Below are 13544 nucleotides of genomic sequence, written 5' to 3'. Positions count from 1 at the left end.
GCTCAGCCGAGGTCGCCGCCAGCTACCGGCAGGGTCACGCCGGTGATGTAGGACGCCTCGTCGGAGGCGAGGAAGAGGATCGCCGCGACCTGCTCGTCGATGCTGCCGTAGCGTTTCATCAGGCTGCTGTCGAGGGTCTGCTCGACGATCTGTCGATACCAGCGCCGCTCCTCCTCGCTCTGCGCTGCGGCGTTGCGCGGAATCCTTCGCGGCGGCGCGTCGGTGCCGCCCGGCGCCACCGCGTTGACGCGGATGCCCTGGTCGGCGGTCTCGAACGCCAGGCAGGCGGTCAGCGCGTTCACCCCGCCCTTGGCGGCGCCATAGGGCACCCGGTTGACCCCGCGGGTGGCGACCGACGAGACGTTGACGATCGCCCCGCTGCCCTGCGCCAGCATCGCCGGCAGCGCCGCGCGGCAACACCACAAGGTGGGCAGCAGCGAACGCCGCAGCTCGGCCTCGATCTCGTCCTCGGCGTAGTGCTGGTAGGGCTTCGCCCAGAGGGTGCCGCCGACGTTGTTGACCAGGATGTCCAGCCGGCCGAAACGCTCCAGGGTCCGCTCCAGTACCCGCTGGCATTCGGCATAGCGCTCCAGGTCGGCGGTCAGGCACAGGCAGGCGTCACCGGCCAGTTCGTGGACCAGCTCGGAGCGGTCCACCGCCACCACCCGCGCGCCTTCCTCCAGCAGGCGCCGGGCCACGCCCAGGCCGATGCCCTGGGCGGCGCCGCTGACCAGGGCGACCTTGTCGCGGAATCTGTCGTTCATGGGAATCTCCTTGGCTCGCTCGGGTTCAGGCCGCGCTGGCGGCGAACTTTTCGTAGTAGAAATTCGCCGGGCGCACGCCCTGCTCGCGCAGGTAGCGCTCGACCGCCTCGACCATCGGCGGCGGCCCGCACAGGTAGATGTCGACGTCGCCCTCGTGCAGGTGCTGCGCGGCGATGTGCTCGGTCACGTAGCCCTTGCGCGGATAGTCGCTGTCGGCGCTGGCCACGCAGGCGCTCCAGGTGAAGCCGGGAATCCGTTCGGCGAACGCCTCCAGGCGCTCGAGCCCGACCAGGTCGACGTCGTGGGTCACCCCGTAGACCAGGTGCAGCGGGTGCGCGCTGCCCTGCTCGGCGATCCGTTCGAGCATCGCGGTGAACGGCGCCAGGCCGGTGCCACCGGCCAGCATCAGCAATGGCCGGCGAATCTCGCGCAGGTAGAAACTGCCCAGCGGGCCGTCCATCGCCAGGCTGTCGCCGGCCCTGGCCGTGCCACTGAGGAAGCCGCTCATCAGCCCGCCGGGGACGTTGCGGATCAGGAAGCTGACCTCGCCGTCCTTCGCCAGCGAGCTGAAGGAGTAGGCGCGGCGCTGCTCGCTGCCGGGCACCTGGAGGTTGACGTACTGCCCGGGCAGGAACGCCAGGCTGGCCAGCGCCTCGCCGCGCAGCGACAGGCCGATGGTGCTCGGCGAGAGTTGCCGGACTTCGCTGATGCGCGCCTCGTAGCGCGCCTGGCCGGTCCTGCACAGGGTCGAGGACGCCGGCACGCGCAGCACGCAGTCGCTTTCGGCGCGCATCTGGCAGGTCAGCACGTAGCCGCGGGCGGCTTCCTCGGCGCTGAGGGCATCGTCGATGTAGTCCTGGCCCAGCGCATAGCGCCCGGCCTCGGCCAGGCACTTGCAGGTGCCGCAGGCGCCGTCGCGGCAGTCCAGGGGGATGTTGATGCCCTGGCGGTAGGCCGCGTCGGCCACGGTCTCGCCGGGCGCGGCATGGATGAAGCGGGTCACCCCGTCTTCGAAGTTGAGTGCGATCCGATGGTTCATGGCATGTCCCTCGACAGCCCGCCGGCGCGGGCGTCAGACGTGGTAGACGTCGATCAGCTGGCGAACGTAGTCGTTCTTCAGGATCACTTTCTTGGCCTTGATCAGCGGACTCTCGCCGCGTACGTCGAGGTCGTAGAAGGTGGTGCCGAAGTAGCTGTCCACGGTCTTGTAGCGATAGCTCAGGGTGTGCCAGTTGCAGCGCGCGCGGCAGATGCCGTCGTCCTCGCCGAGCAGTTCGATGTTGCTCAGGTTGTGCGAGGTGCGGGTGTCCGGCAGGGTCGCGCTGGAGCGCTCGGTGCGGATGCGGAATACCCGGTCCTCCAGGCCGCCGCGGTTGCCGTACCAGATCAGCGAGATTTCCCGCTGCGGGTCCTCGGTGAGCTGGTCGCGGTCGTCCCAGGACGGCATCCAGAAACTGGCGTCCGCGGCGTACAACGCCAGCCAGGCGTCCCAATCCTTGTCGTCGAGATAGCGCGCCTCGCGGTAGAGGAAATCGCGCAGGGCGTCGTAGCCCAGGCTCATGACGCCACCTCCCGCAGCGCCACGCGCTGCGTCCGTTCGCGCTCCAGGGCGGCGAGCAGCGCCTCCTGCCAGTAGCGATGCTGCAATACGAACAGCCCTTCGTCCTCGGTGCGCACGCCGCTCAGGCGCGGCCGCAGGTCGATGGCCGCGGCCGCCGCGTCGGCGCCCTCTATCCAGTGTTCGGCGCCGCGCGACAGGTCGTTCCAGCCGACCACGCTGCCCTGGTAGCCCTGTTGGCAGGAACGGAACTCCTCCAGGTCGTCCGGGGTGGCCATGCCGCTGACGTTGAAGAAATCCTCGTACTGGCGGATGCGCCGGGCGCGCGCCTCGGCGCTCTCGCCTTTCGGCGCGATGCAGTAGATGGTGATTTCCGTGCGGTCCACCGACAGCGGCCGGGCGATGCGGATCTGCGAGCTGAACTGGTCCATCAGGTACACGTTGGGGTACAGGCAGAGGTTGCGCGAGTTCTCGATCATCCAGTCGGCGCGGGCCTCGCCGAAGTCGCGGGCAAGCTCGGCGCGGCGCTCGAAGGCCGGCCGGTCCTCGGGGTTGGCCCAGCGACTCCAGAGCAGCATGTGGCCATGCTCGAACGAGTAGAAGCCGCCGCCCTGCCGGGCCCAGCCGGCGGCGCTCATGGTCCGCAGCTGGTCCGCGGCGTCGCGCTGCTGGCGCTGGCTCTGGGTCGCCGCGTAGTTCCAGTGCACCGAACTGACGTGGTAGCCGTCGGCGCCGTTCTCGGCGGTAAGCTTCCAGTTGCCTTCGTAGACATAGCTGGAAGAGCCGCGCAGCACTTCGAGGCCTTCCGGCGACTGGTCGACGATCATGTCGATGATCTTCGCCGACTCGCCCAGGTGCTCGGCCAGCGGCCTGACATCGGGGTTGAGGCTGCCGAACAGGAAGCCACGGTAGGACTCGAAGCGCGCCACCCGGGTCAGGTCGTGCGAGCCCTCGCAGTTGAAGCCCTGCGGGTAGCCGGCCTCGGCCGGGTCCTTGACCTTGAGCAGCTTGCCGGAGTTGTTGAAGGTCCAGCCGTGGAACGGACAGGTATAGCTGCTGCGATTGCCGCTCTTGTGCCGGCAGAGCATCGCGCCACGGTGGCTGCAGGCGTTGATGAAGGCGTTGAGCTGGCCGTCGCGGTTGCGCGCGATGACGATCGACTGGCGGCCGATCTGGGTGGTCAGGTAGTCGTTGATTCCGGCAACCTGGCTTTCGTGGGCGAGATAGACCCAATTGCCCTCGAAGATGTGCTTCATCTCCAGTTCGAACAGGCGTGGGTCGGTGAACATCTCCCGCTTGCAGCGGTAGACGCCGCGCTCGGGGTCTTCCTCGAGCAGAGAACGCAAGTAATCGCTACCCAGGGACATGGCCGGGGCCTCCGTTGTTATTGTTCAGGCCCGGTCAGGTTAGGTAGCGCGTGCTGCTGGGGATATCCGTTGCCTGCGGATCGCTGGCCGATTCCTGCACGCCGTGGCGGTCGGCGCTAGGCGCGCCGGCGCAGGGTTTCCGAAGGCAGCTCGCCGAACTGCCGGCGATATTGCTCGGCGAAGCGGCCGAGGTGGGCGAAACCGAAGTCCAGGGCCAGTTCGGTGAGGTTGCGTACCCGGCAGCCGGGGTCTTCCAGGCAGGCGCGGATGCGCTCCAGGCGCAGCCGGCGAATGTATTGCCGAGGGCTCTCGCCAAGCAGGCGCTCGAACAGCGCGTACAGCGAGCGAGTGCTCATGTGCGCCTGCTCGGCCAGCGCCGCGACCTCGATCTCGCTCTGCAGATGGCGGCGGATGTAGGCATCGAGGCGGGCGAAGACGACCTGCGCATCGCCGGGGTCCTCGCGGCTGACGTTGGTCTTCAGCAGGGTCAGCAGCTTGCTGCCGAGGATCTGCTCGAAGTGGCTGTCGACCCGCGCCAGCCGCTCGCCGGACTCGGCCTCGCGGCAGACCAGGGCGAGCAGGCCGACGAAGCCTTCCAGTTGGTCCAGGCGATAGCGATGTTCGAGGAAGCGCACGCCGCGTGCCGGATGGCTCCAGCGCTGCTCGGCGCAGATCGCTTCGAGCAGCGCGCAGGGCAGCTTGACGATGAATTTCTCGCAGTCCGCCGAATAGGTCAGGTCGACCGGGTCGTCCGGGTTGATCAGCAACAGCTCGCCCGGCGCCAGGGCGTGTTCCTGCCCGCCGCCGCGCCACAGGCAGTGGCCGCGCAGGAGGATCTGCAGGTGGAAGATGCTTTCCAGCGCCGGCGAGGTGACCCGTACCGCCGCGCCGTAGCTGATCCGGCACAGGTCGAGGCTGGCGAAGGTGCGGTGGTCGAGGCTGGCTTGCGGCCTGCCGGCGGCCGGCAGGCGTATGCAGTGCGTACCGACGTGCCGGTTGACGTAGCCGGACACCGCATAGGGGTCGGCACGTTCGAACACCCGGCTGCGCTCGCTGAGCAAGGAGGCATTCATGGGCAGGACACTCAGGCTGCTATCGTTGTTGTTATCGTCGCGCGGCGCCAAGCGCCGGGCGCGGAACGTCCACCCACACTACGCAAGCCCTCCGCCGGCGACAATCCGGGCCGGCAATCGCGTGCGGTAATCGAACGGAATCCGTCCAACGGCCAACGAAAAAGGGCCGCCAGGGTTTCCCCTGCCGGCCCGCTTGCGCGCCCGCTTCAGCCGGCCGCCGGCGTCTCCTCGCGCGGTCCGGCGTCGCGCCCGTGGGTCCAGCGATAGAGCACCGGCAGCACCAGCAGGGTCAGCATGGTCGAGGACAGGATGCCGCCGATCACCACCGTCGCCAGCGGCCGCTGCACCTCGGCGCCGGTGCCGGTGGCCAGGGCCATCGGCACGAAACCGAGGGACGCCACCAGGGCGGTCATCAGCACCGGACGCAGACGGGTGATGGCGCCCTCCCACACCGCCTGGTCGAGGCTGCGTCCTTCCTGCAACAGGTTGCGGATGAAGGAGATCATCACCAGGCCGTTGAGCACCGCCACCCCGGACAGGGCGATGAAACCCACCGCCGCCGAGATCGACAGCGGTATCCCGCGCAGCCACAGGGCCAGCACCCCGCCGGTGAGGGCGAAGGGGATACCGGTGAACACCAGCAGGCCGTCCTTGACGTTGTTGAACATGGCGAAGAGCAAGGTGAACACCAGCAGCAGCGCCACCGGCACCACTACCTGCAAGCGCTTGGCGGCGGACTGCAACTGTTCGAACTGGCCGCCCCAGGTGGTCCAGTAGCCGGCCGGGATCTTCACCCCGTCCTGCAGCTTCTGTTGCGCTTCCAGCACGAACGAGCCGATGTCGCGGCCACGCACGTTGGCGCTGACCACGATGCGCCGCTTGCCGTTCTCCCGGCTGATCTGGTTCGGTCCCGGCGAGAGGTCGAGGCGCGCCACGTCCGACAGCGGGATGAAATCGATCCGCGCCAGGTTGTTCGGCGGCAGCGGGATCAGCAGGTTGGACAGTGCCGGCAGGTCGGCGCGCAGGGTTTCCGGCAGGCGGATGACGATGTCGAAGCGGCGGTCGCCCTCGAACAGGGTACCGGCATTGCGTCCGCCGAGGGCGGTGGCCACGGTGTCCTGGATGTCGCCGACATTGAGGCCGAAGCGTGCCGCCTTGTCGCGGTCGATGTCCACCGTCAGCACCGGCAGGCCGGTGGTCTGCTCGACCTTCACCTCGGAGGCGCCGTCGATGCCTTGCAGCACCTTGGAGATCTTCTCCGCGGTGTCGTTGAGCACCTGCATGTCGTCGCCGAAGACCTTCACCGCGACGTCGCTGCGCACCCCGGAGATCAGTTCGTTGAAGCGCAACTGAATCGGCTGGGAGAACTCGTAGACGCTGCCCGGCACCTCAAGGGCCGCGGCCTGCAACTCTTCCAGCAGCGCCTCCCGCGACTTCTTCGGGTCCGGCCACTGGCTCTGCGGCTTGAGCATCACGTAGCTGTCGGAGGCGTTCGGCGGCATCAGGTCGGAGGCGATCTCGGCGGTCCCGGTGCGGGCGAAGACCCGCTCGATCTCCGGGAACTTGCCCATCAGCTTCTTCTCCAGGGTCTGCTGCATCTCGACCGACTGGGTCAGGCTGGTGCCCGGCACCCGCAGGCCCTGCATGGCGAAGTCGCCCTCGCTGAGGCTGGGAATGAACTCGCTGCCCATCCGCGAGGCCACCAGCGCGGTGAGCAGGATCGCGCCGAGGGCGCCACCGACCACCAGCGCGCGGTGCCCGAGCACCCAGCGCAGCGCCGGTTCGTAGGCCAGACGCGCGCGGCGCATGACGAAGTTCTCCTCCTCCTTGACCTTGCCGGTGATGAACAGCGCGATCGCCGCCGGGACGAAGGTCACCGAGAGGATCATCGCGCCGAGCAGCGCGGTGACCACGGTGAACGCCATCGGGTGGAACATCTTCCCCTCGACCCCGGTGAGGGCGAAGATCGGCAGGTACACCACCATGATGATGATCTGGCCGAAGATCAGCGCCCGGCGCGCCTCCCTGGACGCGGCGAAGACCTCGTGGAAACGTTCCGCGCGGGTCAGCTGGCGGCCGTGGTGGGCCTGGGCGTGGGCCAGGCGGCGGATGGCGTTCTCGACGATCACCACGGCGCCGTCGACGATGATGCCGAAGTCCAGCGCGCCGAGGCTCATCAGGTTGGCGCTGACCCTGTTGCCGACCATCCCGGTGAAGGTGAACAGCATCGACAGCGGGATGATGGTGGCGGTGATCAGCGCCGCGCGGATGTTGCCGAGGAACAGGAAGAGCACCGCGATCACCAGCGCCGCGCCTTCCACCAGGTTCTTCTTCACCGTGGCCACGGCCTTGTCCACCAGGGTGGTGCGGTCGTAGACGGTGATCGCCTTGACCCCCTTGGGCAGGGTCCGGTTGATCTCCTCCAGGCGCTGGCCGACCGCCTGGGCCACTTCCCGGCTGTTCTCGCCGATCAGCATGAACACCGTGCCGAGCACCACTTCGCGGCCGTTCTCGGTGGCCGCGCCGGTGCGCAGCTCCTTGCCCAGGCCGACCTCGGCGACGTCGCGGATACGGATCGGCACGCCGTCGACGTTGGAAACGATGATCCCGCGGATATCGTCCATGTCCTTGACCTGGCCCGGCGCGCGGATCAGCAACTGCTCGCCGCGCCGCTCGATGTAGCCGGCGCCGACGTTCTCGTTGTTGCGCAGCACGGCGTTCTGCAGGTCGCCGAGGGTCAGCTTGTAGGCCGCGAGCTTCTTCGGATCCGGGGCGATGAGGAATTGCTTGGCGTAGCCGCCGATGGTGTTGATCTCGGCCACGCCCTTCACGTTGCGCAACTGCGGACGGATGATCCAGTCCTGGATGGTGCGCAGGTCGGTGGGCGTGTAGGCGCTGCCGTCCTCCTTGGTCGCGCCCTCCTCGGCCTCTACCGTCCACAGGTAGATCTCGCCGAGACCGGTGGAGATCGGCCCGAGGGTCGGCGAGATGTCTTCCGGCAGTTGCTCGCGCGCCGTGCTCAGGCGTTCGTTGACCTGCTGGCGGGCGAAGTAGATGTCGGTGCCTTCCTCGAAGATCACCGTCACCTGAGAAATCCCCGGCCGCGACAGCGAACGGGTTTCCTGCAAACCCGGCAGGCCGGCCATGACGGTCTCCACCGGGTAGGTGATCCGCTGCTCCACTTCCAGCGGCGAATAGCCGGGGGCGGCGGTATTGATCTGCACCTGGACGTTGGTGATGTCCGGGACCGCGTCGATGGACAGCTTCTGGTAGCTGCCGATGCCGACCCCGGCCATCCCCAGCACCGCCAGCAGGACCAGCCAGCGTTGCTCGATGGCGAATTGGATGATGCGTTCGAACATGCGAAGACTCCTGGAGCGGGACTCAGTGACCGTGTTCCGCCGAGCCCTTGCCCAGTTCGGATTTGAGGATGAAGCTGCCGCTGGCGGCGACCTGGCTGCCGGCGCGCAGGCCCTCGAGGACCTCGACGCGCTGGCCGTCGCTGATGCCCAGCTTGACCGGCTGGACCACGAAGCCGTCGGCCACGCGGACGAACACCACGTCCTCGCCGTCGACGTTCTGCACCGCGCCGTCGGCGACCGTCAGGACTTCCTTGCGGGTCGCCTCGGCCACCTGCACGGAAACGAACAGGCCCGGGCGCCAGGTGCTCTCGGGGTTGCTCAGGGTGACCCGGGCGGTGGCCGCGCGGGTCTGCTCGCCGAGCAGGTCGCCGATGTAGGACACGGTGCCCTCCACCTCGCTATCCAGCGCCTGGGCGAGCACCTTGACCTTGCTGCCGACGCGGACCTGGCCGAGCAGTTGCGCGGGCACGTTGAAGGTGGCCCAGACCGAGGACAGGTCGGACAGGGTGAAGACGTTGGCGGTGCCGTCCACCGGCTCGCCCTGAGTCAGGTGCTTTTCCACCAGCACCCCGGCGAACGGCGCGCGCAGCTCGTAGCGGTTGCCGCCCTGCAGGCTGGGATTGCCGCCGAGCGCGGCGATCTTCGCCCGCGCGTTGTTCAGCGCGATCTCGGCTTCCTGCAAACCCTGGCGGGCGAGCAGGAATTCCTGCTCGGCGGAAATGCCCTCCTTCCACAGCTGCTGCTCGCGCTTGTAGGTGCTCTGCGCCAGGCTCAGGCGGCGCTGGGCGGCGGCGAATTCGCTGCGCTGGTCGGACAACTGCGGGCTGCTGATCACCGCCAGCAGCTCGCCCTGCTTCACCGCCTGGCCAAGGTTGGCCGGCACGCTGTCGACGATTCCCGGCAGGCGCGGGACGATATGCGCGGTGCGGTCCTCGTTGAAGCGGATCTCGCCGGGCAGCGAGACCACCTGGGCCAGGCTGATCGTCCGCGCCGTATCGAGGGTGATGCCGGCGGCCTCGATCTGCTCGGCATCCAGCTCCAGCTTGCCCTCCTCGCGGGTGAAGGCGAAGTCGTAGCCCTGCTTGCCGGCCATCAGCTTGAGGCGCGCGGTGAAGGCATGCGGCTCGGCGATCCCGGCATTGGCCACCAGGCCATCGCCGCTGGCCTTGAACAGCAGGTCCTCGACCTCGCCGGTGGCACGCTCGACGTCCGCGCCGAGGACCACCTCCTGCGGCGCCAGCGCCTTGCCGCCGCGCTCGACCCAGGCCTTGAGCGGGCTGCCGTCCTCCGGCACCAGCAGTTCCAGGGTCAGGTCGCCCTGGCGCAACAACATGCCGCCACGCGGTCCGCTGCCCTCGCCCTCGGCGGCCGCTTCGCCGGCGCCGGCCGGCGCCTTGCCGCCCAGCTCCAGGTAGGCGCCGCCGCCCAGGCCGAGCAGTGCCAGTGCGGTCACCGCGATAATCGTCTTCTTGCCCATTCTGTTCTCCCGAACCGTTCGGGGGGCGCGCCGGCGGCCCGCCCCGGAAATCTCACTGGCCGAGGTGGCCGATGTCTTCGCCGAGCAGGCGCTCCATGCTCACCCGCGCCTGCGCCGCGGCGTCCAGCGCGCGCACGTACTGGGCACGGACGCCGACCAGGGTGCGCTGGGCGTCGAGCACGTCGAGGAAGTTGAACTTGCCCATCTCGAAGCCGCGGGTCATCGAGTCCAGCGCGCTCTGTGCGCCGGGCAGCAGGTCGCGGCGGACCAGCGCCAGCTCCTGTTCCGAGGTGCGCAACTGGTCGTAGGCCTGCACCGCTTCGCTGCGCAGGCGCAGCAGGGTCGCGCGCTGCAGGTCGCGGGCCTGGTCGGCACGGCTCTGGGCGGCGTAGATGTTGCCCTGGTTGCGGTCGAACAGCGGCAGCGGCATCGACAGGCCGATCAGGTTGACCCGTTCGCCACGTCCGTCGCGGGCGGTCTGGTCGTACTTGCTACCGATGCTGACCGTCAGGTTGGGGATGCGCTGGCGCTTCTCCAGGTCGACCTGGGCCTCGCCGCGCGCTACCTCCTGGGCCGCCAGGCGCAAGGTCGGCGACTCGTCGAGATGGCGCAGCAAGGCGCCACGGGTGATGCTCGCCGGCACCGCGTCGAGCGCACCGCCGACCTTGGCGAAGCCTGGCTGCGGCTCGTCCCAGGTGCTCGACAGCTGCACATAGGTGCGCTGCTGCTCCAGCTCCGCCTGGCTCAGGTCGAGCTGGGCGTTGTCCGCCAGGACCTGGGCGCGGACCCGTTCCACCGAAGAGATGCTGCCGGCCTTGACCCGTCGGTCGGCGGCCTGCAGCGCGCGCCTGGCCAGGTCCAGGGAGGTCTTCGCCAGGCGCACCCGCTCCTGCGCGGTCAGCGCCGCGTAGTAGGCGCCACGGACCTGGGCGCGCAGTTCGGCGCGACGGACTTCCAGTTGGGTCCAGGCGATCTCGCTGCCGCGTTTCGCCACCTCCACCCGCGCGCCGCGCTTGCCGCCCAGCTCCAGCGGCTGGGCGATGCTGACGCTGGTCTGGCGATTGCCCTGGCGGGTGTCCTCGACGCTCCAGGACAGATCCGGGTTGGGGATCAGCCCGGCCTGCTGCCGCGCGCCGCTGGCGATCTCGGTCTCGCGCCCCACCGCCGCCAGCTCGGGGTTGCTCCGCAGGGCCCGCTCCAACGCCTGCTCGAGGCTGATCGAAGTGCCGTTGAAACTCACCGGCGCCTCGTTCGCCAGGGCCGGCAGGCCCAGGCAGAGTCCCATCAGTAGCCAGCAGGCGCGTTTCCCCGCGCTGGCCAGTGGCCGAAGTATCGGCATGTTCCGCTCCTCGTCTGCTGATCGTCGTCGGCGACGGCGATCCATTACCGGCCCGGAACCACGCAACCGTTCATCGGCGATATCTCGCCGGCGATATTCGAAGTTGCACTTCCGGGATGCGGCAGATGTTAGGTAGCGGGGCTTATCGGCAAGGTGACGGAAGAATTACAAGTCGGTAATGAATATTCTCCACGGACAATTAGCGGTTACACTTCGGCAACCTTCGAAGAGACTGGCAATAGTTGGATGAAACATAGGGACAAAAGCAACATGCGCTTACAAAAGGCATTGCCCCTCACGCCCAGCGGTGCTTGCGCCGCGGACATTTCCAAAGTTTTCAGGCGGACTCCCGGGAGAACTACCCGGTCATTCGATAATTATCATCGAAGCAGCGCAACGATATGAAATTACATTTCCAGGACTCTATCCAGGCAACGCCCGCAATGTAACTTTATAGCAATGCACTTAAACATTTACTTGCAAATGAATCCATACTTTATATAGGGGCGAACATGCGCATCCTTATTATCGAAGATGAAGTCAAGACTGCCGACTACCTGCACCAGGGCCTGACCGAAAGCGGCTACATCGTCGACCGCGCCAACGATGGCATCGACGGCCTGCACATGGCCTTGCAACACCCTTACGAACTGGTGATCCTCGACGTCAACCTGCCCGGCATCGACGGCTGGGACCTGCTCCGCCGCCTGCGCGAACGCAGCAGCGCGCGGGTGATGATGCTCACCGGGCATGGCAGGCTGACCGACAAGGTGCGCGGCCTCGATCTCGGCGCCGACGACTTCATGGTCAAGCCGTTCCAGTTCCCCGAACTGCTGGCGCGGGTCCGCTCGCTGCTGCGCCGCCACGACCAGGCACCGATGCAGGACGTCCTGCGGGTCGCCGACCTGGAGCTGGACGCCAGCCGCCACCGGGCCTTCCGCGGCCGGGTGCGGATCAACCTGACGACCAAGGAGTTCGCCCTGCTGCACCTGCTGATGCGGCGCAACGGCGACGTCATCACCCGGACGCAGATCATCTCGCTGATCTGGGACATGAACTTCGACAACGACTCCAACGTGGTGGAAGTCGCCATCTGCCGCCTGCGGGCGAAGATCGACGACGGCTTCGACCTCAAGCTGATCCATACCATTCGCGGCGTCGGCTACGTCCTGGAAGCGCGCCGATGACGCCACCAGGCCGACTGTCGCTGCGCCTGGCCCTGCTGGTCGGCGCCCTCGGCGCGCTGCTGGCCCTGGCGCTCGGCGCAATGGCGCACTGGAACCTCGGCCGCGAGCTGGAAGCCCGCGAGCGGGAAAACCTGCAATTGAAGCTGGAGCAAATCCGCCACAGCCTGGAAGACGATCTCGACCTGCGCAGCGACCCGGCCGTACAGGCGCATGCCCTGCAGGACCAACTGGTGGCCCACAGCGGCCTGCACCTGAGCATTCTCGACAGCCGCAGCGGCCAGCCGCTGATGAGCTTCGGCGACCAGGCCGCGGCCAGCGTCGCGGCCAACCGCGCGCTTCTCGCCCGCTTGCAGGCGGATGCCCGCCAGCCGGTGTTCCAGAGCTGGAGCACCGGCAACGACCAGCGCCTGCTGAGCATCGGCGCTTCCATGCGCATGAAGAACGGCACCCCGGTACAGGTGTTGCTGAGCAGCGAGCGCAACGCCGACGAGCGCCTGCTCGACGGTTTCCTCCGCGCCACCCTGCTGGCCCTGCCCTTCCTCCTGCCATTGATCGCCCTGGCCGCCTGGTGGGTGGTGCGTGCCGGCCTCGAACCGTTGAACCGCTTCCGCCGGGTGGCCGCCCAGGTCAGCCCGCAGGATCTCTCCTACCGCATCCCCGAGCAGAACCTGCCGCGCGAGCTGGACAGCCTGGCCCGCAGCTTCAACCACATGCTCGCCCGCCTCGAGGATGGCGTACGCCAGCTCTCGCAGTTCTCCGACGACCTGGCCCACGAACTGCGCGCGCCGATCTGCAACCTGCTGGTGCGCAACCAGGTGCTGCTCAGCCAGCATCGCGACAGCGCGGCATACCGCGAAGCCCTGGAGTCCAATGCCGAGGAACTGGAGCGGCTGTCGCGGATCGTCACCGACATGCTGTTCCTGGTGCAGGTGGACAACCCGGCGATCCAGGCCCAGTTCGGCTGCGTCGCCCTGCACGAGCAGGCGGCCAAGGTCATCGACCTGTACGAGATGGTCGCCGAGGACAAGGGCGTCGAACTGCGCCTGTCCGGCAGCGGCTTCGCCCACGGCGACAACCTGATGATCCAGCGCGCCATTTCCAACCTGGTGTCCAACGCCGTGCGCCACACCCCGCAAGGCGGGCGCATCGACGTGCGGATCGGGGAGCGCGCGGGGCACACCGAGGTGAGGGTCAGCAACGACGGCCCGGGCATCCCGCCGGAGTACCTGCCGCACCTGTTCGAGCGCTTCTACCGCCGCGCCGGACGCCAGAGTGGAGCCCAGGCCGGCACCGGCCTGGGGCTGGCCATCGTGCAATCGATCATGGCCTACCACGGCGGCCGCGCCGAAGCGGAAAGCGTACCGCAGCAGAAGACCCACCTGCGCCTGCTGTTCCCTTCGACGGGCGCTGCCTGACG

At 68.0% G+C, this 13544-nt stretch carries 10 protein-coding genes; 2 read left to right on the top strand and 8 right to left on the bottom strand.

From position 1 onward, the window contains the following. Positions 1 to 2: 2 nt before the first annotated feature. From LE197_RS07800 to LE197_RS07765, 8 genes are all read right to left on the bottom strand, one after another. Positions 3 to 764 carry a 1,6-dihydroxycyclohexa-2,4-diene-1-carboxylate dehydrogenase gene (locus LE197_RS07800; RefSeq protein WP_031692879.1) on the bottom strand — a complete coding sequence of 254 codons (762 nt, stop codon included), beginning with the start codon at positions 762 to 764 and terminating at the stop codon, positions 3 to 5. Between the two features lie 25 nt (positions 765 to 789). Beyond that, complete coding sequence (gene benC / locus LE197_RS07795; protein WP_023106578.1) at positions 790 to 1803, bottom strand: benzoate 1,2-dioxygenase electron transfer component BenC; 1014 nt, start codon at positions 1801 to 1803, stop codon at positions 790 to 792. Positions 1804 to 1836: 33 nt separating this feature from the next. Further along, positions 1837 to 2325: a benzoate 1,2-dioxygenase small subunit gene (gene benB / locus LE197_RS07790; RefSeq protein ID WP_003120077.1), complete on the bottom strand. Its 489-nt coding sequence runs from the start codon at positions 2323 to 2325 to the stop codon at positions 1837 to 1839. Beyond that, positions 2322 to 3689, bottom strand: coding sequence for a benzoate 1,2-dioxygenase large subunit (benA, locus tag LE197_RS07785; RefSeq protein ID WP_003139108.1), 1368 nt, complete (start codon positions 3687 to 3689; stop codon positions 2322 to 2324). The genes benB and benA overlap by 4 nt, the downstream gene beginning before the upstream one ends. Before the next feature lie 116 nt (positions 3690 to 3805). After that, a complete protein-coding gene (locus LE197_RS07780) occupies positions 3806 to 4762 on the bottom strand; it encodes an AraC family transcriptional regulator (protein ID WP_031692878.1) in 957 nt (318 codons plus the stop codon). Positions 4763 to 4968: 206 nt separating this feature from the next. Then, the gene (locus LE197_RS07775; RefSeq protein WP_003139106.1) at positions 4969 to 8124 is read right to left on the bottom strand and encodes an efflux RND transporter permease subunit; all 3156 of its coding nucleotides are present in this window, start codon (positions 8122 to 8124) and stop codon (positions 4969 to 4971) included. Between the two features lie 22 nt (positions 8125 to 8146). Beyond that, the gene (locus LE197_RS07770) at positions 8147 to 9601 is read right to left on the bottom strand and encodes an efflux RND transporter periplasmic adaptor subunit (RefSeq protein ID WP_003109532.1); all 1455 of its coding nucleotides are present in this window, start codon (positions 9599 to 9601) and stop codon (positions 8147 to 8149) included. Between the two features lie 52 nt (positions 9602 to 9653). Beyond that, positions 9654 to 10940: a TolC family protein gene (locus LE197_RS07765; RefSeq protein ID WP_003139105.1), complete on the bottom strand. Its 1287-nt coding sequence runs from the start codon at positions 10938 to 10940 to the stop codon at positions 9654 to 9656. 512 nt (positions 10941 to 11452) lie between these two features. Between LE197_RS07765 and LE197_RS07760 the strand changes: the two genes are divergently transcribed. Beyond that, positions 11453 to 12127, top strand: a complete 675-nt coding sequence (locus tag LE197_RS07760; protein WP_003089900.1) for a heavy metal response regulator transcription factor — start codon at positions 11453 to 11455, stop codon at positions 12125 to 12127. Beyond that, positions 12124 to 13542, top strand: a complete 1419-nt coding sequence (locus LE197_RS07755) for a sensor histidine kinase (RefSeq protein WP_023435887.1) — start codon at positions 12124 to 12126, stop codon at positions 13540 to 13542. The genes LE197_RS07760 and LE197_RS07755 overlap by 4 nt, the downstream gene beginning before the upstream one ends. Positions 13543 to 13544: the final 2 nt, after the last annotated feature.

Origin of the sequence: Pseudomonas sp. PS1(2021), assembly GCF_020405165.1 — a bacterium.
Lineage (GTDB): Bacteria > Pseudomonadota > Gammaproteobacteria > Pseudomonadales > Pseudomonadaceae > Pseudomonas > Pseudomonas aeruginosa.
This window is presented reverse-complemented; position numbering and strand designations above follow the sequence as displayed.

What these genes read in the sequence shown, in the direction of transcription:
- LE197_RS07770 (WP_003109532.1), bottom strand. Translation starts at nt 9,601, where the DNA reads ATGGGCAAGAAGACGATTATCGCGGTGACCGCACTGGCACTGCTCGGC.
- LE197_RS07780 (WP_031692878.1), bottom strand. Translation starts at nt 4,762, where the DNA reads ATGAATGCCTCCTTGCTCAGCGAGCGCAGCCGGGTGTTCGAACGTGCC.
- LE197_RS07765 (WP_003139105.1), bottom strand. Translation starts at nt 10,940, where the DNA reads ATGCCGATACTTCGGCCACTGGCCAGCGCGGGGAAACGCGCCTGCTGG.
- benC (WP_023106578.1), bottom strand. Translation starts at nt 1,803, where the DNA reads ATGAACCATCGGATCGCACTCAACTTCGAAGACGGGGTGACCCGCTTC.
- LE197_RS07775 (WP_003139106.1), bottom strand. Translation starts at nt 8,124, where the DNA reads ATGTTCGAACGCATCATCCAATTCGCCATCGAGCAACGCTGGCTGGTC.
- LE197_RS07760 (WP_003089900.1), top strand. Translation starts at nt 11,453, where the DNA reads ATGCGCATCCTTATTATCGAAGATGAAGTCAAGACTGCCGACTACCTG.
- LE197_RS07755 (WP_023435887.1), top strand. Translation starts at nt 12,124, where the DNA reads ATGACGCCACCAGGCCGACTGTCGCTGCGCCTGGCCCTGCTGGTCGGC.
- LE197_RS07800 (WP_031692879.1), bottom strand. Translation starts at nt 764, where the DNA reads ATGAACGACAGATTCCGCGACAAGGTCGCCCTGGTCAGCGGCGCCGCC.
- benA (WP_003139108.1), bottom strand. Translation starts at nt 3,689, where the DNA reads ATGTCCCTGGGTAGCGATTACTTGCGTTCTCTGCTCGAGGAAGACCCC.
- benB (WP_003120077.1), bottom strand. Translation starts at nt 2,325, where the DNA reads ATGAGCCTGGGCTACGACGCCCTGCGCGATTTCCTCTACCGCGAGGCG.